This window comes from Streptosporangium sp. NPDC049248 (genome assembly GCF_040678965.1).
Lineage (GTDB): Bacteria > Actinomycetota > Actinomycetes > Streptosporangiales > Streptosporangiaceae > Streptosporangium > Streptosporangium fukuiense.
Genome location: NZ_JBFAQY010000039.1, coordinates 1 through 23,948 on the forward strand (window position 1 = coordinate 1; position 23,948 = coordinate 23,948).

The following is a 23,948-nucleotide window of genomic DNA, read 5'->3' on the forward strand; positions in this document are numbered from 1 at the left end:
TTACATTCCGAACCCGGAAGTTAAGCTCTTCAGCGCCGATGGTACTGCACCGGGGACGGTGTGGGAGAGTAGGTCGCCGCCGGACAATCTTTCATATGAAGGCCCTCACCTTTCGGTGGGGGCCTTCGTGCTTTCCGGCTCCAAGCGGTATCTCAGTCCCTTTCAAGTCATCGGTGACACTCTTTCTGGCGTGACAGATTCACCGCGCACCGATTCTTTAGGCAGGCATCTCCGGACCGCGTCCATGGGCAGACGCCTGGGTGCCCATATCGTTGATACGGTCATCCTTGTAGTTCTCGCGACTCCCGTCGTGCCCTTCTTGGAGTTTGTGCTGGACGTCGACACCGAGCCTGGTTCTCTGCGCTCCTACTTCCTCACTCTCATACTCAGGGTGGTCTACGAGCCTGTGATGACCGCCTGGAAGGGGGCGACGTTCGGCAAGCTGCTCGTGAGGATCAGGGTCGTCGACAAGGAGCATGGCGAGCCGGTCACGGTGGACCCCGCCTTCGGCCGGTACGCCGTCAAAGAGGTCCTCAACATCGCACTCTTGATCTTGCCGATCCTGTTTGTCCTGTGGATCCTCTGGGCGTTGTCGCCGTTCTTCGACAGCAGCGGTTACCGTCAAGGGTGGCACGACAAGATGGCGGGGACCCGGGTCGTCGAGGCATGACGCGACGTTCCAGGCCTATGGCGCGGACATGAAAATCCCACGGGACGATTCCAGGGCCGCGTGACGATCTTTCCGGAAAGGTCCCGCCGAACGCGCGGGGCCTTTCTCGTTTCACGGTGGCTCGTATCCCATGCGGTGGCGCTCTTGCGCCATACGGGCCGGTCCGGAACCTGGTGGAAAGGTCAGTAGGCTGGGAACGTGGACTATCGAGCGGTTGAACAAGCGATCATGCAGCGCGGAGTCGAGTGGAACTTCGAGCCCAGTCTCGACAGGATCGCCGCGCTTGTGGATCTGCTGGGTTCCCCGCAGCACTCCTATCCCGTCGTGCACGTTGCCGGTACGAACGGTAAGTCGAGCACGACCCGGATGATCGAGGCGCTGCTGCGCGAGCGCAATCTGCGTGTCGGCCGGTTCACCAGCCCGCATCTGGTCTCCATGCGCGAGCGCATCAGCGTGGACGGTGCTCCGCTGAGTGAGGAGCGCTTCGTCGAGGTCTATGAGGACATCGCGCCCTACCTGGAGATGGTCGACGCTCAAGGGCGGCGGCTCTCCTTCTTCGAGACGCTCACCGCGATGGCGTTCGCGGCGTTCGCCGACGCCCCCGTGGACGTCGCGGTCATCGAGACGGGAATGGGCGGCATCACCGACGCCACCAACGTCGCGGACGGTACTGTGGCGGTCATCACGCCCATCTCCCTCGACCATGTCGACTACCTCGGGCCCGATGTCGAGACGATCGCGGGGGAGAAGGCCGGCATCATCAAGGCCGGGGCGACCGCCGTGCTCGCGCAGCAGGAGCTCCCCGCAGCCGCGGTGCTGATGCGGCAGGCGGCCGAGACGGGCGCCACCGTGGCACGCGAGGGGCTGGAGTTCGGAGTGCTGGGCCGGGAGCTCGCCATCGGCGGGCAACTGCTCCGGCTCAAGGGCCTCAAGGGGACCTATGACGACATCCTGCTTCCCCTGTACGGTGCCCACCAGGCGAGCAACGCCGCCTGCGCCCTGGCTGCGGTCGAGGCGCTGACCGGCGGGGACGAGCCTCTCGACACCGAGCTGGTGCGACAGGCGTTCCTGGGGGTGCGCTCGCCCGGCAGGCTGGAGGTGGTGCGCCGGGGCCCCACGGTCATCGTCGACGCCGCGCACAACCCGGCGGGGATGCGGGCCACTCTGGACGCGGTGCACGAGTCCTTCGACTTCGCGAAGCTCATCGGAGTGGTGGCGGTGTTCGAGGACAAGGATGTCGAGGGCATCCTGGAACTGCTGGAACCGATGATGGACGAGATCGTGGTGACCAGGAACTCCTCGCCAAGGTCCATGGACGTGGACGATCTCGCCGCGCTGGCCGAGGAGGTCTTCGGTTTCGACCGGGTGCACCAGGTCGAGCGGTTGGACAGTGCGATCGACAGGGCGATCGGCATGGCCGACGCTCTGGGAGAGTTCAGCGGTGCCGGGGTGTTGATCACAGGTTCCGTGGTCACCGCCGGTGACGCGCGGCTTCTGCTCAAGGCGGACGAGACGCAATGAGCGGTGGGTGCCGACGGCCGACGGCCGGGCGACTGAGGAGGAGCGAGAAATGATCACGGTCACTCCGGGCATGAGGCGCCTCTGCGCCAGCGTGCTCGGCATGGAGGCCATAGTCGTCGGGCTGTTCACGCCGGTGGCCATCAACACGCAGGGTGTCGAACCGGCTGTCGCGGCCACCGTCGGGCTGGGTCTGGCGCTTCTCTGTGTTCTGGTCATCGGCCTGCTCAAGCGGCCTTTCGCCTACATCGTGGGAAGCCTGATCCAGCTGCTCGCCATAGCCTCCGGCTTCATGGTCCCGACCATGTTCCTCCTCGGAGTGATCTTCGCCGCGCTGTGGATCACAGCGATATTCGTCGCTCGCCGTGTCGAGGGCGTGACTTCTCGCTAAAGTCGGCCAACATGGCCGTCCCTCCCATCCAGCCGACCCGGGCAGTGGGCGCCGGGCCCACGGGCCTGGTGCGCGCACTCCGTGTCTCGTTGATGCTCGACGTCGTCCTCGGACTGCTCGTCGCAGTAGTGCTGCCGCTGGCGATCGTCGCCATCCCCAACACCATCTCGGTGGTCGCCGCCCTCCTGCCGCCGGAAGTCTCGCAGATAGCGATGATCAGGGCGCATGGGCTGGCACTCCCCGCGATGGTCCTGACCATGCCGGTGGCCGCGGTGCTCGTACGCCGGGTGCGGGCGGCCCCGATGGTGGTCGCGGGGCTGACCCTGCTCGCCTTCGCGGACGCCGCCGGCGGCTATGCGGGGTCCACGATGCTGGTGGGGGGCCTGCGGGTCCTGCACGGTGTCGGCGCGGGCCTGCTGGTCCCCGCCACTCTGATGGCCGTCTGGGGGCGCTCGTCGTTCCTGCGGGCACTGTGGGCAGCCGTGCTGGCGGCGAGTCTCCTGGCCGCACAGGCGCTCGCGCTCTGGCCCCTCGACCAGGTCGACTCCTGGCGCGTCACCCTGCAGCCGTACCCGATGCTCACCGGGGTGGCGCTCGCGCTGGCCGCGCTCTACCTCGTGCTGTGGCTGAAGGACGGTGGGAGCACCGCCGGTCCGGACGCGGCCGTCGCGGCACGCGGGCGCACGCTGTGGGCGGTCGTGCCCGCCGCGGGCGTCGCGGCCCTCGCCCTGGGAAGCACGTTCGACTGGTCGGCGGGTCTCGTGATCCGCGCGGCTCTGGTGTCCGTCGTCGTGCTGCTCGCTCTGGCCTCCTCGGGGGCCTCACGGGGGGCCGTCGGCCGCGCGCCGGCCTACGCGATGGTCGCGGTCGGCGTCGTGGTCCTGCCCACCGCGGCCCAGGTCACCTATGTCGAACTCGGCGGGCTGGGAGGTCCTGGCCTGTCCGGCCTCTGGTCGGCCTTCGCGACCGCCACCCTGGTGGCCCTCCTCGCCGCCGCGCTGACGAACCGGCTGGGCGCGACGGCGATGCCCGTGGTCACCGCCGGTGGACTGGTGGTGGTGGTCGCGGGCCTGTGTGCGGTACGGCTGTTCCTGCCCGCTCCGGGCGGGCTCGCGCTGATCCTCCCGTTCACACTGCTCGCGGGCGGCGCCTCGGTGGCCATCACCGGCGCGTTGCGCTCCTGTGCCGAGGAGGCCGCGCTCCTGGCGCTGTCGCTGTTCTTCCCCGCGGTGCTGGCCGGATTCCTGCTGGGCAGCGGCGTCCAGGTCGCCCAGCTGCGGGAGGCCAAGACTCCGCAGGCGCTGGTCGACGGGTTCGTGGACGCTCTGCACCTGTGGGCGCTGATCGGGGGCGGCCTGGTGCTGGTGGTGATCGTGCTCGCTGCCGTGCTGGCCCGTCTCCTGCCGGGGAGTCCGGGGAGTCCGGGGAGTCCGGGGAGCTCGCCGGATGCCGGTACGGCGGACACCTCACCCGTGGCGGGCCCCTCCTCTGGGCTGGTGCCCTCTCCCGCGGGGGAGATCGATCCCGTCGGCGGTGCATGGCGGGAGGCCGTCACGCGAGGACAGCCAGGGCCCACGGTGGCGCGGCCGCGCTCCGAGGCGGTGACCGGTTCTCACACGCCGGCCCGCTCGAAGCCGGAGGCCGGGCCGGAGCGCGGGTCCGTCGCCGCGGCCGGAGGAGGTACCGGAGCGGGCAAGGGCAACAGGTCCAGGCCTCGGCACGAGCCGGACCGCGTTCCCGAGCGGGACCCCGACGCGGAGCCGGAGCCGGAGAAGGTGGTCGCGCCGCCGGTGGTGGTGCCACCGCCCGCGCCCTCCCCGGAGGACGGCCCGGGAAGCGGTCCGGCCCTGCAGTGACTCCGCCGACCACGGGAAAGCGCGCGAAGGGCGGTAAACTTCGCGCGATTACCGCAGTCAGCGACCCATACGTGTTCGAAGGAGAACCTCAGTGTCCGAGCGCACCCTTGTCCTGATCAAGCCCGACGGTGTGGCGCGTGGTCTCATCGGCGACGTGATCGCCCGTGTCGAGCGCAAGGGCCTGAAGGTCGTGGCGCTGGAGCTGCGCACCCTGGACGTCGACACCGCCAAGACGCACTACGCCGAGCACTCCGAGCGGCCGTTCTTCGGTGAGCTGGTGGAGTTCATCACCTCCGGTCCGCTGGTCGCGCTGGTGCTGGAGGGACCGCGCGCCATCGAGGCCTTCCGCTCCCTCGCCGGCCTGACCGACCCGGTCAAGTCCGCTCCCGGCACCATCCGCGGCGACCACGCTCTGGAGATCGGCGAGAACGTCGTCCACGGCTCGGACTCCCCCGAGTCCGCCGCAAGGGAGATCAAGATCTTCTTCCCGGATCGCTTCTAGGCGCCCGCTTTTATCGTGTTTGTCGGGCCCCGCCGTCCTTCTGGACGGCGGGGCCCGACCTGTTTGGCTAACCCAAGATTTTGCTGCGGTAGGCCGGCTCATTGCGCTCAAGGGTGGGTGCGTCACGTTACGATTCGAGTGCGTTCCGTAGTTTTCGCCGACGACCTGACGGAAGGAGGCCAGCCTTCCTCATGGGCAGCAATCTTGCTTTTTTGGGCCGTGACATGGCAGTCGACCTCGGCACCGCGAACACCCTCGTGTACGTCAGAGGGCGCGGAATCGTGCTCAACGAGCCGTCCGTCGTAGCGATCAACAGCATCACCGGGAAGATCGTGGCCGTTGGCATCGAGGCCAAGCGGATGATAGGCCGCACTCCAAGCAATATCATCGCGATCCGTCCGCTCAAGGACGGTGTCATCGCCGACTTCGACGTCACCGAGCGCATGCTGCGCTACTTCATCCAGCGGGTGCACAAGCGCCGCCATTTCGCCAAGCCGCGCATCATCATCGCCGTGCCGAGTGGGATCACCGGGGTCGAGCAGCGGGCGGTCAAGGAGGCCGGATACCAGGCGGGCGCCCGCAGGGTCTACATCGTTGAGGAACCCATGGCCGCCGCGATCGGCGCCGGGCTCCCCGTGCACGAGCCCACCGGCAACATGGTGGTCGACATAGGCGGCGGCACCACCGAGGTGGCGATCATCTCGATGGGCGGCGTGGTGACCAGCCAGTCGATCAGGGTGGGCGGTGACGAGCTCGATCAGGCGATCATCGCCTTCGCGAAGAAGGAGTACTCGCTCATGCTCGGCGAGCGCACCTCCGAGGAGATCAAGATGGCCATCGGCTCCGCCTGCATGCTCCCGGAGGAGAGCCATGCCGAGATCAGGGGGCGTGACCTGGTCAGCGGCCTGCCGAAGACGATCGTGGTGTCGGCGGCCGAGATCCGCAAGGCCATCGAGGAACCGCTCAACGTGATCGTCGACGCGGTCAAGACCACACTTGACAAGTGCCCGCCGGAGCTATCCGGAGACCTCATGGACCGGGGAATCGCCCTCACCGGAGGCGGGGCGCTCCTCAAGGGCATGGACGAGCGGCTGAAGGCCGAGACCGGCATGCCGATCCACCTCGTCGACAACGCCCTCGACTCCGTGGCGCTTGGCACGGGCAAGTGCGTCGAGGACTTCGACGCCCTGCAGCAGGTCCTGGTTCCCGAGCCGCGGCACTGATGAAGGACACCCGCCGGGCACGGGTCAACCTGGGGCTGCTGTTGGCCGCCGCGCTCGTGCTCGTGACCATCGACCACCGTTCGGCCACGCAGTCCCCGTTCGGGCCGCTCCGCATGGTCGGCACGACATTGTTCGGCACCGCGGAGAGCGTGGGGTCGGGGATCGTGCGGCCGGTCGGCGAGTTCTTCGAGACGATGACCGGTGCCCCTTCCGCGCGTGGACGCATCGAGGAGTTGCTCGCGGAGAACCAGCGGCTCAAGCGGGACCTGGTGGCGCAGAGCCTCGACCGGGGGCGTTCGGAGGAGCTGCGCAAGCTGCTCGGAGTCTCGGGTACCGGCGGATACAAGATCCTGCCCACCCAGGTGATCGCCCGGCGCGGGGCTCCCGGGTTCGAGGAGGCCGTCGAACTCGACGTGGGGCGCCTCGACGGGGTGCGCACCGAGATGACGGTGCTGAACGCCGACGGCCTGGTCGGCAGGGTGATCCACGTGGGCGCGTCCACCTCGACCGTGGTCCTGCTCAGCGACCCTGCCTCAGCGGCCGGAGCCCGGCTGGAGGGAAGCAACGAGATCGGAGTGGTGCACGGGGTGGGGGAGAACGGCCGCCTGGTCCGCTTCCGGCTGCTCGACTCGACCGCGCCCATCATCCCCGGCCACCGCATCGTGAGTTTCGGTTCCCAGCGCGGCGCCCCGTACGTGGCGGGGGTGCCGATCGGGGTGGTGGAGCGGGTGGAGGCCACGCCGGGTGAGCTGACCCGCATCGCGTACGCACGGCCGTACGCCGACCTCACCGCGCTGGACGTGGTCGGCGTGGTGGTGCAGGCGCCGCGCCGCGACCCGCGTGACGCGGTGCTCCCCTCCGGCCCGCGAAAGGCGGCGCCTCCACGCTTCCAGCGAGAGGGGGTCTGACGGGATGGGGCGCAACGCGATCTTCGTGGCGCTGCTCCTGGGAATCATGATTTTCCAGGTGACCGTCGTCAACAGGCTGCCGCTGCCGGGGCAGGCCGCGCCGGATCTGGTGCTGCTCGCCGTGGTGGGGTACGCGCTGGCCCGCGGGGCAGCGGCGGGGGCAGCCATGGGGTTCGCCGCCGGGCTTCTCAGCGACGTGCTGCCACCGGCCGCGCACCTGTTCGGGCACCACGCGCTGGTGCTCTGCCTCGTCGGCTTCATCGCGGGACGCGCCGTGGAGAGCCATCCGGGGGCGGGGCCGCTCGCAGCGCTGGCCTGCGCGGTCGCCGGTCCGGTGATCGCGGTGGCGACCGGCGCTCTGCTGGGAGACCCGCGGACCGGTGTGTCCATGCTCACGACCGCGCTGCCGCAGGCGGTGCTCTACAACCTGCTCGCCGCGTCGCCGGTGGTGTGGGTGGTGCGAAGGCTCGTCTGCGGGCCGGAGCCGCGCCCCGTCCAGGTGCTCGGATACGTCATGCGGAGCCGCCTGTGAGGCATCTCGTGCTGGGGAACACGTGAGCGGCGGTGGGAGGAGCGGGCATGGGCCTGATGCGGGGGCGGCTGGTCGTGGTGCAGTTGCTGGTGGTGTCGATGCTGGCGTTGCTCACCGTCCGGCTCTGGCAGGTGCAGGTGGTGCGCGGTCCGGAGTACGTGGTGGCCGCCACCGAGACACGTACGCGCGATGTCGTCGTTCCCGCGGTACGCGGGCAGATCCTTGACTCGACGGGCCGTCCGCTGGTCCGAAACCGGACCACGCTGGTGGTCTCGGTCGACCGCACCCGCCTGAACCGGATGGAGGGCAACGGCAAGGAGGTGCTCGAGAAGCTGGCCGCCGTGCTCGGCCGTCGCCCCGCCGAGTTACGGGAGCGCATCAGGGCATGCGGGCCAGGGGTCGCCCGCCCCTGCTGGCCGGGCTCCCCGTACCAGCCGATCCCCATCGACGCGGATGTCACCACGCGCGAGGCCCTGCAGATCCTGGAACGGCAGGAGGAGTTCCCCGGGGTCACGGCCGAGGTGCAGGCGGTACGGGAGTATCCGAGCCGGAGCGCGGGAGCTCAGGCGCTCGGCTACCTGCAGCCGATCACGCAGGAGGAGCTGAACAGGCGCGACGGGCTCAGGGCGGCGTTCTCCGGGGTCGACCTGGTGGGCAGGGACGGCCTGGAGTCGGTCTACGACGTGTCGCTGCGGGGGACGCCGGGGATGCGGCGGGTGCAGGTCGACCGGCTTGGCAAGGTCATCGGGGTGGAGCAGCACGTGCCTCCGGTGCCGGGTGACACGCTCATCACCAGCATCGACTCCAGGGTGCAGGCCACGGCGGAGAAGGCGCTGGCCGAGGCGATGAAGGGCGCGCCCACGGCCGACGGCGCGGCGGCGGTGGTGCTGGACGTGAAGACGAGCAGGGTCATCGCCCTGGCCAGCGCGCCGACGTACGATCCGGCGATCTGGACCGGGGGAATCTCCGAGGTGCAGTACCAGCGCCTGCTGTCCGGCAAGGCGGGCAAGCCGTTGGTCTCCCGGGCCATCAAGGGCGAGTTCGCGCCTGGCTCGACGTTCAAGGTGTCGTCGGTGGCGGCGATGCTCAAGGACGGCTACCCGTTGCACGGTCAGTACGACTGTCCAGGGTCCTTCATGGTGGGCGACCGGCCGTTCAACAACTTCCGGGGTATCGGGCTGGGAACGCTCACCCTGCACATGGCGCTGGTGAAGTCCTGCGACACGATCTTCTACCGGGCGGCCTACGAGCAGTGGCTGCGCGACGGCGGGCTCAATCCCAAGGGGAGGACCAAGGAACCGATGGCGGCCATGGCGCGCGCCTACGGTTTCGGCCGCCCCACCGGTATCGACCTGCCGGGTGAGTCGGCGGGACGGATCCCTGACCGGGCGTGGAAGAAGACGCTCTGGTCGGCGACCAAGGACACCAACTGCAAGCGGGCCAGGACCGGCTACCCGGAGGTGGCCAGAAGCAGCCCCAGCAGGGCCGCCTTCCTCAAACGGCTGGCGTACGAGAACTGCCTGGAGGGGTACCAGTGGCGGCCCGGTGACGCCGCCAACTTCTCCATTGGGCAGGGCGACGTGCTGGTGACGCCGCTGCAGCTGGCGGCGGCCTACGCGGCGCTGGTCGGGGACGGCAGGCTGCGCAGCCCCCGGCTGGGCTGGGCGCTGGTGCGCCCCGACGGCACCAAGGTCAAGGAGATCGAGGTGCCGGTGGTGGGCAGGCTGCCGCTCTCATCGCGGGAACGGGCCTACATCAAGGGGGCGCTGAGCGAGGTCGCCTCCGACGGCACCGCGGCCGGGGCCTTTGTCGGGTTTCCCATGAACAAGGTCAAGGTCGGCGGAAAGACCGGCACCGCCGAGGTCTATGGCAAGGCCGACACGTCGTGGTTCGCCTCGTTCGCCCCGACGGACAAGCCGCAGTTCGTGATCGTCGCCATGGTGTCCCAGGGCGGGATGGGCGCCCAGACCGCGGCTCCGGCGGTGCGGAAGATCTACGAGGGCATCTTCGGATTCAAGCCCGACGGCAAGCAGGTCTCCCCGATCCTGCCGGGCGGGCGCCCGGTGAGAGCGCTTCCGGTGATCGCGAAAGACGGGACGGTGGCGCGATGAGGTCCGCTGTGCTGTCCGCGGTGCGGTCCGTGACGGCGTCGGCGGTGACATCCGCCAGGAGGGCGGCGTGAACCGGGTGGCGGCCGCGCCGCCGAGGGCGTCGTTGGCCGGCAGGACGGTGGCGGCGGTCGCCGCGGTGGGCCGGATGGACGGGTTGATGCTGGTCGCCGTAGCCGCCCTGGGGGTCATCGGCACGATGCTGGTCTGGTCTTCGACCAGGACCTGGGCGGCCGGCTCCACCGGACTGGTCAAGAAGCACATCCTCAACCTCGTCATCGGGGCCGTGCTGGCCGGTACGGCCGCGATGCTGGACCACCGGACGCTGAGAACCTTCGCGCCGCTGGTGTACGGCGTGACGCTGATCGGGCTGCTTCTGGTGATCACACCCCTCGGCAGCACGGTGAACGGCGCACACTCGTGGATCATGCTGGGCGGTGGTTTCGCGTTCCAGCCCTCGGAGTTCGCCAAGCTCGGCCTGGTGCTGATGCTCGCCATGCTGCTGGCCCAGCCCGCTCGCGGCACCGACCGGCCGAGGAGTTTCGACGTCGTGATCGCGCTGGTGGTGGCCGTCTTCACCATGGGGTTGGTGATGCTCCAGCCCGACCTGGGAACCACGATGGTCATCGGGGTGATCACGGCCGGTGCGATCGTCGTGGCCGGCGCCCGCAAGCGCTGGATCGGCGGGCTCACCCTCGTCGTGGTCGGCGCGGGGGTGGCCGTCTGGTTCCTCGACATCCTGGAGCCGTACCAGATCGCCCGGTTCACCGCGTTCCTCAACCCGGCCAGCGATCCACGCGGGGTCGGCTACAACAGCACCCAGTCGTTGATCGCGATCGGGTCGGGGGAGGTGTTCGGCAAGGGGCTGTTCGGGGGTGGTCAGACCACCGGCCGCTTCGTACCCGAGCAGCACACCGACTTCATCTTCACGGTGGCGGGGGAGGAGTTCGGCTTCCTCGGTTCGGTCACCGTGGTGGCACTGCTCGGGGTGATCCTGCTGCGGGGGGTGCGGATCGCGCGGGAGTGCGAGGACCGGTTCGGCACGCTGGCGGCCGGGTCGATCGTGTGCTGGCTGGCCTTCCAGTCGTTCGTCAACATCGGGATGACGGTCGGGATCATGCCGATCACCGGTCTTCCCCTGCCGTTCGTCTCCTACGGCGGCACAGCCACCTTCGCCAACATGATTGCTTTTGGGATACTTCAAGCGATTCACATGCGTCGGCAGTCCTTCTAGCACCGGCATGGGTGACTGCCTATGGCACTCTCTCCAGGCGGATATTCTTGATGCCATGTCTGTCGAGTCGCTGTTTCCCCGTCTGGAAGCGCTCCTGCCCAGAGTGCAGAAGCCGATCCAGTATGTTGGAGGTGAGCTCAACTCGGCCGTCAAGGACTGGGACGAGACGACGGTCCGCTGGGCGTTGATGTATCCGGACGCCTACGAGGTCGGTCTGCCCAACCAGGGCGTCCAGATTCTCTACGAGATCCTCAACGAGCTGCCGGAGACGCTGGCCGAGCGGACCTACGCGGTCTGGCCCGACCTGGAGGCGCTCATGCGCGCCGAGGGCGTACCTCAGTTCACGGTCGACGCGCACCGTCCGGTACGGGCGTTCGACGTGCTCGGTCTCTCCTTCTCGACCGAGCTCGGCTACACCAACATGCTGACCGCGCTGGATCTGGCGGGCATCCCGCTGGAGGCGTCGGAGCGGGGCGACGATGATCCGATCGTCCTGGCCGGCGGTCACGCGGCGTTCAATCCCGAGCCGATCGCCGACTTCCTCGACGCCGCCGTGCTGGGCGACGGGGAGCAGATCGCCATCGCGATCACCGAGGTCATCCGCGAGTGGAAGGCCGAGGGCTCGCCCGGCGGGCGCGACGGGCTGCTGATGCGGCTGGCCGAGTCCGGCGGGGTCTACGTGCCGAAGTTCTATGACGTCGACTACCACCCCGACGGCCGTATCCAGCGCGTCGCACCCAACAGGTCGGGTGTGCCGTGGCGGATCCACAAGCACACGGTCATGGATCTGGACGAGTGGCCGTACCCGAAGAAGCCGCTGGTCCCGCTGGCCGAGACCGTGCACGAGCGGTTCAGCGTGGAGATCTTCCGCGGCTGCACCCGGGGTTGCCGGTTCTGCCAGGCCGGCATGATCACCCGCCCGGTGCGTGAGCGTTCGATCACCACGATCGGCGACATGGTCGAGGCGGGCGTGAAGGCGTCAGGTTTCAACGAGGTCGGCCTGCTGTCGCTCTCCTCGGCCGATCACTCCGAGATCGGTGAGGTCGCCAAGGGGCTGGCGGATCGTTACGAGGGCACCAACACCTCGCTCTCGCTGCCCTCGACCCGGGTCGACGCGTTCAACATCGACCTGGCCAACGAGTTCTCCCGCAACGGCCGACGCTCCGGTCTGACGTTCGCCCCCGAGGGCGGCTCCGAGCGGATGCGCAAGGTGATCAACAAGATGGTCACCGAGGAAGACCTGATCAGGACCGTCACCACCGCGTACACCCAGGGCTGGCGGCAGGTGAAGCTCTACTTCATGTGCGGCCTGCCCACCGAGGAGGACGTCGACGTCGAGGGCATCGCCGACCTGGCCAAGAAGGTGATCAAGGCCGGCCGGGAGGCCACCGGGTCGCGCGACGTCCGCTGCACGGTCTCCATCGGTGGCTTCGTTCCCAAGCCGCACACCCCGTTCCAGTGGGCCGGCCAGGCCGACCACGAGACGGTCGACCGCAGGCTCAGGGCGTTGAAGGAGGCCCTGCGCGGTGACAGGGAGTACGGCCGGGCGATCGGCCTGCGCTACCACGACGGCAAACCCTCGATCGTGGAAGGCCTGCTGTCGCGGGGCGACCGCCGGGTCGGGGAGGTCATCCGCGCGGTGTGGGCGGACGGCGGCCGGTTCGACGGCTGGAGCGAGCACTTCTCCTACCAGCGCTGGATGGACGCCGCGGCCAAGGTCGGCGTCGACGTCGACTGGTACACCACCCGCGAGCGCGAGGAGAACGAGGTCCTGCCCTGGGACCACCTCGATGCCGGTCTCGACCGCGAATGGCTCTGGCAGGACTGGCAGGACGCGGTCAACGACGTCGAGGTCGAAGACTGCCGATGGACCCCGTGCTACGACTGCGGCGTCTGTCCCACGATGGGGACGGAGATCCAGATCGGGCCCACCGGGAAGAAGCTGCTGCCACTGACGGTTGTCTGAGGTAGGCGGTGCGTGAGCGCCGCCCACCAGGAGACGACCACGACTTTGGAAGGACGACACCACCCTGAAACCCGCTCCCGACGGGCCGCCGCCCGCGCCAGTGGTGCAGCGCCTCCGTGTGCGCTACGCCAAGCGCGGCCGCCTGCGCTTCACCAGCCACCGCGACATCTCCCGGGCGCTTGAACGCGCGGTCCGGCGAGCCGACGTCCCGGTGGCGTTCAGCGCGGGCTTCTCGCCCCACCCGAAGATCTCCTATGTGGGAGGGGCCGCACCCACCGGGGTCGCCAGCGAGGCCGAATACCTCGAGATCAGCCTGACGCGCGAGTGTGACCCGGAGCGGCTGCGAGTCGCTCTGGACGCCTCGTTGCCTCCCGGTCTCGACGTACTCGACGTCGTGGTGGCCGGCCCCGCGAGTCTGGCCGACCAGATGGAGTGCTCGGCGTGGGAACTGCGGCTGCCCGGAGCCGATCTCGCCCTCGCCGGTGTCGCGGTTGAGAAATTCGTCGCCACCGATCACGTCGAGGTCGAACGCCTTACCAAGAAGGGGATGCGACGTTTCGACGCGCGGGAGGCGGTGCTGAGCCTCGCGGCATTTGAGGGCAAAGGGACAACAGCAGGTCAGGCGTCCAGTCGGCCATGTGTCATACTTCGCATGGTTGTACGGCACGCAACTCCTGCCGTTCGACCCGACGACGTTCTCACTGGACTGCGTCTTGTGGCTGACTTCGCGCCGCCGGTGCCCCCCGAGGTGACCAGGCTGGCGCAGGGCCCGCTGGACGTTCGCACCGGTGAGCCCGCTGATCCGTTCGGCCTGGACCGCGACATTACGCGCGGCGGCGAAGCGGAACCGGTGGGCAGGCACGTCGGCGGCGACATATAGGACTTGGCGCCGGGCTATGAGCCTGGCGGACAGTGAGAGACGAGAGCTCCCGCGCGGCGCGGAGACGTGCCCGGGAGCTGAACGGGAGAGCGCCCGCATGCTCGACAACGAGCCCAACGCCGGGGTCAACAGCCTCGGTGGGGATACGACAACAGAAGAGACGCGGCCACCGGCGCCCCGGCGCAGGGCCGCGAGCCGACCTGCGGGACCTCCGCCGGAGGTACCGGATTCGGTTCCCGAGGTCGTGACGGCACCCGCACCCCGGGCGGCGTCCGGCATCTCGCCGGAACCGTCGGAGGCCGGTGCGTCCGGGCCCGCGGCGGAGCCCGCGAAGGCCGCGGAACCCGCCGAGGCCGAGGAGGCGAAGGCGGCGGCGCCCAAGCGCGCCACCAGGCGCAAGGCCGCCGCGACGGACGGCACCGTCACCACCGCGCGGCGTAGTCGTGCGAAGAAGGTGACCGAACCGGTCGCCGAGCCTGTCGAGACGGCGGACGCAGAGGCGGCGCCCGCGGCGCCCGCCGCCGTCCAGGAGCCCGCCACCCCTGTCAAGCGCACCCGTACGCGCAAGAAGGCGGTCGTGCAGGAGGAGCCGGCCGTGGCCGAGGAGGTCACCGGTGAGGCGCCCATGGCGGGAGCGGAGGAGACCGAGGCGGAGCTGCTGCTCGAACTGCCCGTCGACGAACCGCTCGACGACGAGCCGGCGGGTGAGGAAGTCGTCGAGGAACGGCGGCCGGGGCTGTTCGCCGACCCCTTCGGGCTGGTCGCCCAAGAACGTTCCGAGGTGCCCTCGGTGACCTTCCAGGCACCCGCGGCGGTGTTCCAGCCGCTGTTCCAGGCCCCCGACCCGCAGCGGGCCACGCAGCCCGCCGCCCGGCTCGCGCCGGTCCAGCCTCCCGCGCCGCAGCCGGAGCCCGAGCCCGTCGAGGCGAAGGCCGCCGAGATCGCCGAGGAGCCCGAGGACGAGGACACGGACGGAGACGAGGACGCCGGTGGCCGTCGGCGTCGGCGCCGCAGGGGCGGTCGGGGCCGTGGCAAGACGCGGGACCTCGACGAGAGCGAGGAGACCGAGGCCGAGCAGGACGAGGAGGACAGGCCCGAGGCTGAGCAGGACGAGGACTCGGAGAGCGGCAGCTCGCGCCGGCGTCGCCGCAGGCGGCGCAGGGGCGCCGACGAGGCGGGTGAGGTTCACGACGATCCGCCGAACACCGTGGTGCGCATCCGCGCGCCCCGCGCCGGGCGCAGCACCTCGGTGGACGAGGTGCAGAGTGTGCGAGGCTCGACCCGTCTGGAGGCCAAGAAGCAGCGCCGCCGCGAGGGGCGCGAGCTTGGCCGCAGGCGTCCGCCGATCATCACCGAGTCGGAGTTCCTGGCCCGCAGGGAGTCCGTCGAGCGCATGATGGTGGTCCGCCGTACCGGCGGGCGCACCCAGATCGCGGTACTGGAGGACGGGGTCCTCGTCGAGCACTACGTCAACCGCGAGGCGAGCCAGTCGTACGTGGGCAACGTCTATCTCGGCAAGGTGCAGAACGTCCTGCCGAGCATGGAGGCCGCGTTCGTCGACATCGGCAAGGGCCGTAACGCGGTGCTGTACGCCGGAGAGGTGAACTTCGACACCGCCGGGCTGGAAGGACAGCCCAAGCGGATCGAGGTGGCGCTGAAGTCGGGCCAGTCGGTGCTGGTGCAGGTCACCAAGGACCCGATGGGTCACAAGGGCGCCCGCCTGACGAGCCAGATCAGCCTGCCCGGGCGCTACCTGGTCTACGTGCCCGACGGCTCGATGACCGGGATCAGTCGCAAGCTCCCCGACAAGGAGCGCACCCGCCTCAAGAGCATCCTCAAGAAGGTCATGCCGGAGAACGCCGGGGTCATCGTCCGCACGGCCGCCGAAGGCGCGTCGGAGGACGAGCTGAGCCGCGACGTGGCCAGGCTGTCGGCGCAGTGGGAGAACATCCAGCGCAAGGCCAAGTCGGCCAGCGCGCCGGAGTTGCTCTCCTCCGAGCCGGACCTGACGGTCCGGGTGGTCCGAGACGTGTTCAACGAGGACTTCTCCTCGCTGGTCGTCGCGGGAGACGAAGTGTGGGAGACGGTCGACGAGTACGTCCGTTACGTCGCCCCGCACCTGGCCGACCGCCTCGGCAGGTGGGAGGAGGACGGCGACGTCTTCGCCGCCTACCGGATCGACGAGCAGATCGCCAAGGCGATGGAGCGCAAGGTCTGGCTGCCCAGCGGTGGCTCGCTGGTGATCGACCGGACCGAGGCCATGACCGTGGTCGACGTCAACACCGGCAAGTTCACCGGTCAGGGCGGCAACCTCGAGGAGACCGTCACCCGCAACAACCTGGAGGCGGCCGAGGAGATCGTCCGCCAGCTCAGGCTGCGCGACATCGGCGGCATCATCGTCATCGACTTCATCGACATGGTGCTGGAGAACAACCGGGACCTGGTGCTGAGGCGGCTGCTGGAGTGCCTGGCCCGCGACCGTACCAAGCACCAGGTCGCCGAGGTCACCTCCCTGGGCCTGGTCCAGATGACGCGTAAGCGGGTCGGTCAGGGCCTCCTGGAGGCGTTCTCCACGGTCTGCGAGTGCTGCAACGGCCGCGGCCTGCACGTCTCGACCGAGCCGGTCGAGGGCAAGCCGGAGCCGCGTGGTACGCAGGGCAAGATGGCGGTCGAGAAGGCCGTCGCGGAGAAGCTCGGCAAGGACGGTAGCCACGCTGTGGCGGCCGGTGACCAGTCGGGTCGTGATACGGTGACCGATGCGCTTGATGGCGTCCAGAACGAGGACGGTCAGGCAGCACAGGCTTCTGGCCGGGGGCGGAGACGCTCCCGCAAGGCCAGGCCGGCCGAGTAGGTCCTGTCCCGCAGATTCTGCCGTGGCGTGGGTCTGCCGGATGGTGTCTCGTAGGGCGGAAGAGGAGCTCATAGCGTGCTATGGGTGACGGAGACCGTCGCGAGGCCCCGTCCGGTGACCAAGGCAGGCAGAAGATCCAAGGAGCAGGTCCTGAGGTCGGCACCCCCGACGTTCCGCCCGGTTCGACCAGGACACCGTCAATCCGGTATTCTGGTGAACCGGTGCGCTCATGGCGCGCCCTGTTCGCGCGCCTACCCGGTACGTCATCAATGACCACAGCCGGATGCGGGGCGCAGCATCCAGCGAGCAAGCAGTCAGAAGAAGGGTTCCGCGGTGTACGCGATCGTTCGTTGCGGCGGCAGGCAGCAGAAGGTCTCCGTCGGTGACGTCCTTGAAGTGGACAAGGTCGCCGGCGAGGTCGGTTCCACGGTTTCGCTGCCGACGGTCCTCGTCGTCAACGACGGCGACGTGACCACCGAGGCGGGCAAGTTCACGGTTGCCGCCGAGATTCTCGGTGAGACCAAGGGTCCGAAGATCCGGATTCTGAAGTACAAGAACAAGTCGGGGTACAAGAAGCGCCAGGGTCACCGTCAGCGGTACACCCAGGTGAAGATCACCGGCATCGACCAGGCCTGAGTTTCGGGAGTTTTGCGAGATGGCACACAAGAAGGGCGCGTCGTCCACTCGGAACGGCCGCGACTCCAACGCCCAGCGGCTCGGTGTGAAGCGCTTCGGTGGTCAGCTGGTCAACGCCGGCGAGATCATCGTTCGTCAGCGTGGCACCCACTTCCACCCCGGCGACAACGTCGGCCGTGGCAGTGACGACACGCTGTTCGCGCTGGCCGCAGGCCACGTTCTGTTCGGTGTCAAGCGCGGGCGCCGCGCGGTGAGCATCGTTCCGGTCGCGGAGTAGATTCGCACCGACAGACGTTGAGGGCAGGGGTGGATCGCATTCGGCGGTCCACCCCTGTTCGCGTTTTCCGCAGAAGTTCCCGTAGATAGAGGTAGGAAAGTAGAGATGCCGGACTTTGTGGACCAGGTGGTCCTGCACATCAAGGCCGGTGACGGGGGAAACGGCTGCGCCTCTGTCCATCGGGAGAAGTTCAAGCCGCTGGGAGGTCCGGACGGGGGCAACGGCGGCCGCGGCGGCGACGTGATCCTGGAGGTGGACGCCAACACGGCGACGCTCCTGGAGTACCACCGCCGCCCGCACCGCAAGGCCGACAACGGCAAGCAGGGGCAGGGCTCCAACCGCGACGGCGCCAACGGTCCCGACATCGTCATCCCGGTACCGGACGGCACCGTGGTCAAGGACGCCGACACCGGTGAGGTCCTCATCGACCTGGTCGGCGCGGGCACCCGCTATGTGATCGCCGAGGGCGGGCACGGCGGGCTCGGCAACGCCGCGCTGGCCTCCACCAAGCGCAAGGCCCCCGGTTTCGCGCTGCTCGGCGAGCCCGGCGACGAGCTCGACGTGATGCTGGAGATGAAGAGCGTCGCCGACGTGGCGCTGGTCGGCTTCCCCAGCGCGGGCAAGTCCTCCCTCATCGCGGCCCTCTCCGCCGCCCGGCCGAAGATCGCCGACTACCCGTTCACCACGCTGGTCCCCAACCTCGGGGTGGTCACCGCGGGCGCGACCGTCTTCACGGTCGCGGACGTGCCAGGCCTGATCCCCGGCGCCTCACAGGGCAAGGGCCTGGGGCACGAGTTCCTGCGCCACGTCGAGCGCTGCAACACACTGGTGCACGTGATCGACTGCGCCACGATGGAGCCGGGCCGCGACCCCATCAGCGACTACGAGGCGATCGAGGCCGAGCTCGCGGCATACGGCAAGCTGGAGGACCGGCCGCGCCTGGCGGTGCTCAACAAGTCCGACGTGCCCGACGCCCGCGACCTGGCCGACATCGTCGGGCCGATGCTCGAGGAGCGGGGGCTCCGGGTCTTCTCGATCTCCGCGGCCACCCACGAGGGGCTCAAGGAACTGACCTACGCCATGGGGGAGATGGTCGCCGCGGCCAGGGCCGCCGCCCCCGCCCCCGAGCCGACCCGACTGGTCATCAGGCCCAAGCAGCACGGTGACACGGGATTCGTCGTCCGCCGGGTCGACGAGGACACCTTCCAGGTCACCGGGGCCAAGCCGGAGCGGTGGATCCGCCAGACCGACTTCACCAACGACGAGGCCGTGGGCTATCTGGCCGACCGGCTGGAGCGGCTGGGTGTCGAGGAGGAGCTGACCAAGGCCGGGGCGAAGGCCGGGGCCGAAGTGATCATCGGTTCCATGGAGAACGGCTACATCTTCGACTGGCAGCCGACGCTCAACGCCGAGGCCGTGCACCAGGGGCCGCGCGGGTCGGACAACCGGCTCGGTTAGTACGCCTTCCGCTGTTCTCTCAATGATCATTTTTGAAAGGTGCGTGTCGTGGACTCTGCGCGCGAACGGATCCGTAAGGCCTCACGCCTCGTCGTGAAGGTGGGTTCGTCCTCGCTCACCACTCCGCAGGGAATGATCGACGTCGACCGGGTGGACGCCCTGGTCGATGTGCTCGGCGCCCGACGGAAGTCCGGTACCCAGATCGTGCTGGTCTCCTCGGGCGCGATCGCGGCGGGCCTCGGCCCGCTGGGCCTGGCGGCCAGGCCACGCGACCTCGCCACCCAGCAGGCCGCGGCCTCGGTCGGCCAGGGCGTGCTGGTGGCCCGCTACACCTCCTCCTTCGCCCGGTATGGTCTGCGGGTCGGTCAGGTGTTGCTGACCGCCGACGACATGATGCGCCGCTCGCACCACGTCAACGCCGAGCGCACGCTGGCACGCCTGCTCGAACTGGGTATCGTCCCGGTGGTCAACGAGAACGACACCGTGGCCACCGACGAGATCCGGTTCGGCGACAACGATCGCCTCGCGGCCCTGGTCGCCCACCTGACCAGGGCCGACGCGCTGGTGCTGCTCTCCGATGTGGACGCCCTCTACGACGATGACCCCCGCCGCCCCGGCGCCCGTCGGCTCACCGAGGTGCGCGGGCCCTCCGACCTCCTCGGGGTCGAACTCGGCAAGGGCGGCGCGGTCGGCACCGGTGGCATGATCACCAAGGTTCAGGCTGCGAAGATCGCCACAGGGGCGGGTGTTCCCGTGGTGCTGACCGCCGCCGCGCACGCGGCTCAGGCCCTCGCGGGAACCGATGTCGGCACCTACTTCCACCCGGAGGGCCGCCACCCGGGCACCCGCCTGCTCTGGCTGGCCCACGCCACCACCGGCCGAGGCCGGCTCCACCTGGACTCCGGCGCCGTCGAGGCCGTGGTGAACCGCCGCAAGTCACTGCTTCCCGCGGGGGTCACGGCGGTCGAGGGCGACTTCGCGGCGGGCGACCCGGTGGATCTGTGCGAGCCGCGCGGCCAGGTGGTCGCGCGCGGCCTGGTCAACTTCGACGCGGGGGAGATCCCCGAGCTGCTCGGCCGTTCCACCAGGGAACTGGCGACGGCTCTGGGGCCCGAGTACGAGCGAGAGCTCATCCACCGTGACGACATCGTCATACTGGAATCCCACCACTAGTTCTTTTGGGAGCGCGAGATGTCCGAGGACTTCCTGAAGGTAGCCCTGGCGGCTAAAGAGGCCGCCGCCGAGCTGGCCCCGCTGCCGAGGGCGCCGAAGGACGCCGCGCTCCGGGTGATCGCGGACGCGCTCGTGGCCGGGTCCGCCGAGATCGTCGCGGCCAACGCGCTCGACGTCGAGAGGGCCAGGGAGAGCGGGACCTCCGAATACATGATCGACCGTCTCAGTCTCGACGAGGCCAGGATCGAGGCGATCGCCGAGGCGGTCCGTCAGGTCGCCGACCTTCCCGACCCGGTGGGTGAGGTGATCCGGGGCAACACGCTGCCCAACGGACTGGAGTTGCGCCAGCTCCGGGTCCCGCTCGGGGTGATCGGCATCATCTACGAGGGCCGGCCCAACGTGACCGTGGACGCCGCGGCGCTCTGCCTCAAGAGCGGCAACGCCACCCTGCTGCGCGGCTCCTCCAGCGCGTACGAGTCCAACAAGGTCCTCGTCAGGATCATGCAGGAGGCGCTGGCGGACACCGAGGTGCCCGCGGGGGCCGTCCAGCTGGTTCCCGGGCTGACCCGTGACTCGGTCAAGCAGCTCATGCGGGCCCGCGGCCTGGTCGACGTGCTGATCCCGCGCGGCGGGGCCTCGCTGATCAATTCGGTGGTGGAGGAGTCCACGGTCCCGGTGATCGAGACCGGCGTGGGCAACTGTCACGTCTACGTCGACGCCGATGCGGACCTCGACCTGGCGATCCAGATCCTGATCAACGCCAAGGTCCAGCGCCCCTCGGTCTGCAACTCCGCGGAGACGCTCCTGGTGCACGCGGCCGTGGCGGACGCCTTCCTGCCGCGCGCGCTGGCCGCCCTGGCGGCGGAGGGTGTCACGGTGCACGGCGACGCCCGCGTCGCGGCGTACGGCGACGTGGTACCCGCCGAGGAGGAGGACTTCCGGATGGAGTACCTCTCGCTGGACATCGCGGCCGCCGTGGTCGACTCGCTGGAGGAGGCGGTCGCGCACATCAGGAAGTACGGCTCGGCCCACACCGACGCGATCGTCACGCGCTCGGTCAGCGCCTCCCGCAGGTTCGTCGCCCTGGTCGACTCCGCGGCCGTGGCGGTCAACGCCTCGACCCGGTTCACCGACGGCGCGGAGTTCGGCTTCGGCGCGGAGATCGGCATCTCCACCCAGAAGCTGCACGCGCGCGGCCCCATGGGCCTGCCGGAGCTGACCTCGACCAAGTGGGTCTACACCGGCGAGGGACACCTGCGCACCAGCGAGGGCACGGTCCTCGCCTCGGCCGAAGCCGGCCTGAGGTAGGGGGCGTGGGGCCGGGGAGTGTTCCCGACGCCGGGGAGCAACGGCATCGGGAACACTCCGCGAGCCGCACGGCACGGGTGTGATCCACCTCTGGCCGTCGCCGAGCGTTATGGTGTGTCGCTCCATGTGATCACGGTCACTTGTGGTTTGACTGGGCTTCATGGAAATCGTCGTTGCGTTCCTTTTCATAGCTTTTGTCGTTTTTGCTGTGGACCGTTTGCTGCTGTTCATGGAGAGCCGCGGGCACGTCAACTGGCGCCGCACCCGGCGCCGCGACCTGTCGGCGGAACCTGCCGCGGAGCTCGACAGCCTGCTGGAAGACCCGGTCCGCGAGCCCACGCGCGGGCCCTGAGACGCTCCGCCCGCGGTCTGGCCCGAGCCTGGCGAGGCGCACGAGGAGGCGCGCGTCCCGCCATACCGATCTTTCCGGGAGTCCGGCGTGCCATCGGGAAAACGTCACACTCGCCCGCTATGGTGTGGTCTCCTACGGCTGGACAGCAGGGAAGCGAGCAGGAGCGAGCGACCCGATAGGCGCAGCGGTCCCTGACCCATGTGGCCGACGCAGGAGGTCATATGGGTCGTCTCGGGCGGGTCGGTCCTTACACGTTGCTGGAGCGTCTCGGCCGGGGAGGCATGGGGGAGGTCTACCTCGCCGCCGGCCGCCGTGGAGACAACGTCGCGCTCAAGGTCCTCCACGACATGGTCGACACCGACTCCGAGGCCCGGATACGTCTGGAGCGGGAGGTACGTGCCCTTCGCCGGGTCGAGAGCCCCTACGTGGCCCGAGTCGTCGACGCCGACCTCAACGGTGACCGGCCCTACCTGGTCATGGAGCACATCGAGGGAGAGACCCTCCTGGAGCGGGTGCGGCGCGGCGGTCCCCTGGAGGGCGGCCTGCTCACCCTCGCGCAGGGGCTGGCCACCGCCCTGTCGATCATCCACGCGGCCGGGGTCGTCCACCGCGACCTCAAGCCCGCCAACGTGCTGGTCAACGAGGACGACGAGCCCGTCCTCATCGACTTCGGCATCGCCCACGTGCTGGACGCCACCAGACTCACCCTGACCGGCACCTTCCTCGGCACCCCCGGTTACGCGGCCCCCGAGCTGTTCGCCGACGAGCCCGTGGGCGAGCCCGCGGACGTGCACGCCTGGGCGGCCACCGTGGCCTTCGCCGCGACCGGCAGGCCCACCTTCGGCAGGGGCACGGTCGAGGCACAGATGTACGCGATCCTCAACGGTCAGGCCGATCTCGAGGGTGTCCCGGCGGCCCTGTTGCCCCTGATCCGCGCGGCCCTGCACCGCGAGCCGGCCAAGCGCCCCACCGCGGCCCTCCTCGCCGGCCGCCTCGGCCGCCTCGCCCGGGTGGCCTCGCCCGAGGCGGGAATCTCCCAGAAAGCGGCCGGCTCCGCAGGGAAGAACGGCGGGTCCAGGAAACAGGAGAGCCGTCCCAAGCCCCGCGCCAAGGGTGACGAACCCGCGAGGAGCGGCCGATCGGCCAGGGCGGAGACGGGCAAGGGAAGGCCGCCCGCCCCGGCGGCGGAAGGCTCGGCGGGGTCCGCGCGGGCGGTACGCCCCCCTGCCGCCACGGAGGGCACGTCACGCGCCGGACGGGCGGCGCTCGCCTCAGGTGAGGCGCCCCGTGCGGGGCGAGCGCTCCCCGCGGCGGCTGAGACGTCGCGGGGCGGGCGTCAGGCATCCCCGGCCACCGAGGCGCCCAGCGGTGGACGTGCGGCTCTCACGGCGGGTGAGACGTCGCGGGGCGGGCGTTCCTCCGCCGCGGACGGCAGGGCGCCCCGACGCCGGGCGGGCAGACGGTCCGGCGGCGCTGCCGGGGAGACTCAGGTCCCTGGCCGGGCGGGGCCGCTGCCCACGGGCAACGCGGCGTTGCTCCTGCTGGCGGTGCTGGCCGTGCCGTGCGTCGTGGCCACGGTCATCTGGCCGCCGGCCACCTTCGCCGTCACCGGCCTGTTCGCCGCGCTGGCCCGCGCGCTCTGGGGCGGGCACTGGCTGGTCAGGAAGCGCAAGTCGGCCAGGGTCCGGGTGGCCCTGCGGGTGCTGGGCTTCCCGGTGATCCTCGCCGTCTCACTGCTGACCGTCCTGGCCTGGCCGGGGCTGCCGGCGGCCGCCCTGGCGGGTCTCGCGCTCTGGCTGACCCTCGGTGGCTCGCTGCCATCGGAGTGGTGGCTGCACTCGGCCCCGGTCGCCGTCTCCGGCGTCGTGTTCGGCGTCGTCTGCGGTGGCCTCCTCGGCCGGGAGATCGAGCGGATCGGCGCCGAGCTCGTCGAGCTCCGCAAGGAGGGGCTGCGCGCGCTCGCGGTGCTGGGCGGCTTCGTCGCCCTGTGCTCGGCGGCCGTACGCGCGATCGCCCTCCTCGTGTAGGGGGCGTCCTTTCGTCAGGGAGGCCCCGGCGTCGGGTGCCGCCCGATGGTGGGGTTCGCGTCGGCTCAGGTCTAACGA

General features: G+C 69.7%; 20 protein-coding genes and 1 rRNA gene. All 21 read left to right on the forward strand.

Annotation, left to right across the window (positions count from 1 at the left end):
* Positions 1–85 (forward strand): 5S ribosomal RNA (rrf, locus tag AB0K21_RS40655); the annotation flags it as partial.
* A 159-nt stretch (positions 86–244) separates the two neighbouring features.
* Positions 245–670, forward strand: a complete 426-nt coding sequence (locus AB0K21_RS40660) for an RDD family protein (RefSeq protein ID WP_364157935.1) — start codon at positions 245–247, stop codon at positions 668–670.
* A 228-nt stretch (positions 671–898) separates the two neighbouring features.
* Positions 899–2,191, forward strand: coding sequence for a folylpolyglutamate synthase/dihydrofolate synthase family protein (locus AB0K21_RS40665; protein ID WP_343977195.1), 1,293 nt, complete (start codon positions 899–901; stop codon positions 2,189–2,191).
* A gap of 7 nt (positions 2,192–2,198) precedes the next feature.
* On the forward strand, positions 2,199–2,579 hold the full coding sequence (locus AB0K21_RS40670; RefSeq protein WP_343977189.1) for a DUF4233 domain-containing protein: 381 nt from the start codon (positions 2,199–2,201) through the stop codon (positions 2,577–2,579).
* Positions 2,580–2,590: 11 nt separating this feature from the next.
* Positions 2,591–4,435 (forward strand): hypothetical protein, encoded by a 1,845-nt coding sequence (locus AB0K21_RS40675; protein ID WP_364157857.1) that lies wholly within the window; start codon positions 2,591–2,593, stop codon positions 4,433–4,435.
* Positions 4,436–4,526: 91 nt separating this feature from the next.
* Complete coding sequence (ndk, locus tag AB0K21_RS40680) at positions 4,527–4,937, forward strand: nucleoside-diphosphate kinase (RefSeq protein ID WP_030924808.1); 411 nt, start codon at positions 4,527–4,529, stop codon at positions 4,935–4,937.
* 191 nt (positions 4,938–5,128) lie between these two features.
* Positions 5,129–6,160: a rod shape-determining protein gene (locus tag AB0K21_RS40685; RefSeq protein ID WP_030924806.1), complete on the forward strand. Its 1,032-nt coding sequence runs from the start codon at positions 5,129–5,131 to the stop codon at positions 6,158–6,160.
* A complete protein-coding gene (mreC, locus tag AB0K21_RS40690; protein WP_343977179.1) occupies positions 6,160–7,068 on the forward strand; it encodes a rod shape-determining protein MreC in 909 nt (302 codons plus the stop codon). Before AB0K21_RS40685 ends, mreC begins: the two co-directional genes overlap by 1 nt.
* 4 nt (positions 7,069–7,072) lie before the next feature.
* Entirely contained in the window at positions 7,073–7,600 is a 528-nt protein-coding gene (gene mreD / locus AB0K21_RS40695) for a rod shape-determining protein MreD (protein WP_343977176.1), read from the forward strand.
* Between the two features lie 47 nt (positions 7,601–7,647).
* Positions 7,648–9,711, forward strand: coding sequence for a penicillin-binding protein 2 (gene mrdA, locus AB0K21_RS40700; protein ID WP_343977173.1), 2,064 nt, complete (start codon positions 7,648–7,650; stop codon positions 9,709–9,711).
* Positions 9,712–9,778: 67 nt separating this feature from the next.
* A complete protein-coding gene (gene rodA / locus AB0K21_RS40705) occupies positions 9,779–10,942 on the forward strand; it encodes a rod shape-determining protein RodA (protein ID WP_343977170.1) in 1,164 nt (387 codons plus the stop codon).
* Between the two features lie 55 nt (positions 10,943–10,997).
* On the forward strand, positions 10,998–12,908 hold the full coding sequence (locus AB0K21_RS40710; RefSeq protein WP_343977167.1) for a TIGR03960 family B12-binding radical SAM protein: 1,911 nt from the start codon (positions 10,998–11,000) through the stop codon (positions 12,906–12,908).
* A 100-nt stretch (positions 12,909–13,008) separates the two neighbouring features.
* On the forward strand, positions 13,009–13,788 hold the full coding sequence (locus AB0K21_RS40715; protein ID WP_343977164.1) for a TIGR03936 family radical SAM-associated protein: 780 nt from the start codon (positions 13,009–13,011) through the stop codon (positions 13,786–13,788).
* Between the two features lie 97 nt (positions 13,789–13,885).
* Positions 13,886–16,639, forward strand: coding sequence for an Rne/Rng family ribonuclease (locus AB0K21_RS40720; RefSeq protein ID WP_343977161.1), 2,754 nt, complete (start codon positions 13,886–13,888; stop codon positions 16,637–16,639).
* Positions 16,640–16,972: 333 nt separating this feature from the next.
* Positions 16,973–17,275, forward strand: coding sequence for a 50S ribosomal protein L21 (gene rplU / locus AB0K21_RS40725; protein WP_030924785.1), 303 nt, complete (start codon positions 16,973–16,975; stop codon positions 17,273–17,275).
* Between the two features lie 19 nt (positions 17,276–17,294).
* The gene (rpmA, locus tag AB0K21_RS40730; RefSeq protein ID WP_030924780.1) at positions 17,295–17,552 is read left to right on the forward strand and encodes a 50S ribosomal protein L27; all 258 of its coding nucleotides are present in this window, start codon (positions 17,295–17,297) and stop codon (positions 17,550–17,552) included.
* A gap of 105 nt (positions 17,553–17,657) precedes the next feature.
* Positions 17,658–19,010: a GTPase ObgE gene (gene obgE / locus AB0K21_RS40735; protein ID WP_343977151.1), complete on the forward strand. Its 1,353-nt coding sequence runs from the start codon at positions 17,658–17,660 to the stop codon at positions 19,008–19,010.
* Between the two features lie 48 nt (positions 19,011–19,058).
* Positions 19,059–20,183 (forward strand): glutamate 5-kinase, encoded by a 1,125-nt coding sequence (proB, locus tag AB0K21_RS40740; protein ID WP_343977148.1) that lies wholly within the window; start codon positions 19,059–19,061, stop codon positions 20,181–20,183.
* An 18-nt stretch (positions 20,184–20,201) separates the two neighbouring features.
* On the forward strand, positions 20,202–21,491 hold the full coding sequence (locus tag AB0K21_RS40745) for a glutamate-5-semialdehyde dehydrogenase (RefSeq protein ID WP_343977145.1): 1,290 nt from the start codon (positions 20,202–20,204) through the stop codon (positions 21,489–21,491).
* 208 nt (positions 21,492–21,699) lie between these two features.
* A complete protein-coding gene (locus AB0K21_RS40750) occupies positions 21,700–21,843 on the forward strand; it encodes a hypothetical protein (protein WP_364157869.1) in 144 nt (47 codons plus the stop codon).
* Positions 21,844–22,064: 221 nt separating this feature from the next.
* The gene (locus AB0K21_RS40755) at positions 22,065–23,870 is read left to right on the forward strand and encodes a protein kinase (protein WP_364157872.1); all 1,806 of its coding nucleotides are present in this window, start codon (positions 22,065–22,067) and stop codon (positions 23,868–23,870) included.
* Positions 23,871–23,948 lie beyond the last annotated feature (78 nt).

Coding starts and splice junctions, on each gene's coding strand:
- AB0K21_RS40660 (WP_364157935.1), top strand. CDS start 245: ATGGGCAGACGCCTGGGTGCCCATATCGTTGATACGGTCATCCTTGTA.
- AB0K21_RS40665 (WP_343977195.1), top strand. CDS start 899: ATGCAGCGCGGAGTCGAGTGGAACTTCGAGCCCAGTCTCGACAGGATC.
- AB0K21_RS40675 (WP_364157857.1), top strand. CDS start 2,591: ATGGCCGTCCCTCCCATCCAGCCGACCCGGGCAGTGGGCGCCGGGCCC.
- AB0K21_RS40685 (WP_030924806.1), top strand. CDS start 5,129: ATGGGCAGCAATCTTGCTTTTTTGGGCCGTGACATGGCAGTCGACCTC.
- mreC (WP_343977179.1), top strand. CDS start 6,160: ATGAAGGACACCCGCCGGGCACGGGTCAACCTGGGGCTGCTGTTGGCC.
- mreD (WP_343977176.1), top strand. CDS start 7,073: ATGGGGCGCAACGCGATCTTCGTGGCGCTGCTCCTGGGAATCATGATT.
- mrdA (WP_343977173.1), top strand. CDS start 7,648: ATGGGCCTGATGCGGGGGCGGCTGGTCGTGGTGCAGTTGCTGGTGGTG.
- AB0K21_RS40710 (WP_343977167.1), top strand. CDS start 10,998: ATGTCTGTCGAGTCGCTGTTTCCCCGTCTGGAAGCGCTCCTGCCCAGA.
- AB0K21_RS40720 (WP_343977161.1), top strand. CDS start 13,886: ATGCTCGACAACGAGCCCAACGCCGGGGTCAACAGCCTCGGTGGGGAT.
- rpmA (WP_030924780.1), top strand. CDS start 17,295: ATGGCACACAAGAAGGGCGCGTCGTCCACTCGGAACGGCCGCGACTCC.
- obgE (WP_343977151.1), top strand. CDS start 17,658: ATGCCGGACTTTGTGGACCAGGTGGTCCTGCACATCAAGGCCGGTGAC.
- AB0K21_RS40745 (WP_343977145.1), top strand. CDS start 20,202: ATGTCCGAGGACTTCCTGAAGGTAGCCCTGGCGGCTAAAGAGGCCGCC.
- AB0K21_RS40755 (WP_364157872.1), top strand. CDS start 22,065: ATGGGTCGTCTCGGGCGGGTCGGTCCTTACACGTTGCTGGAGCGTCTC.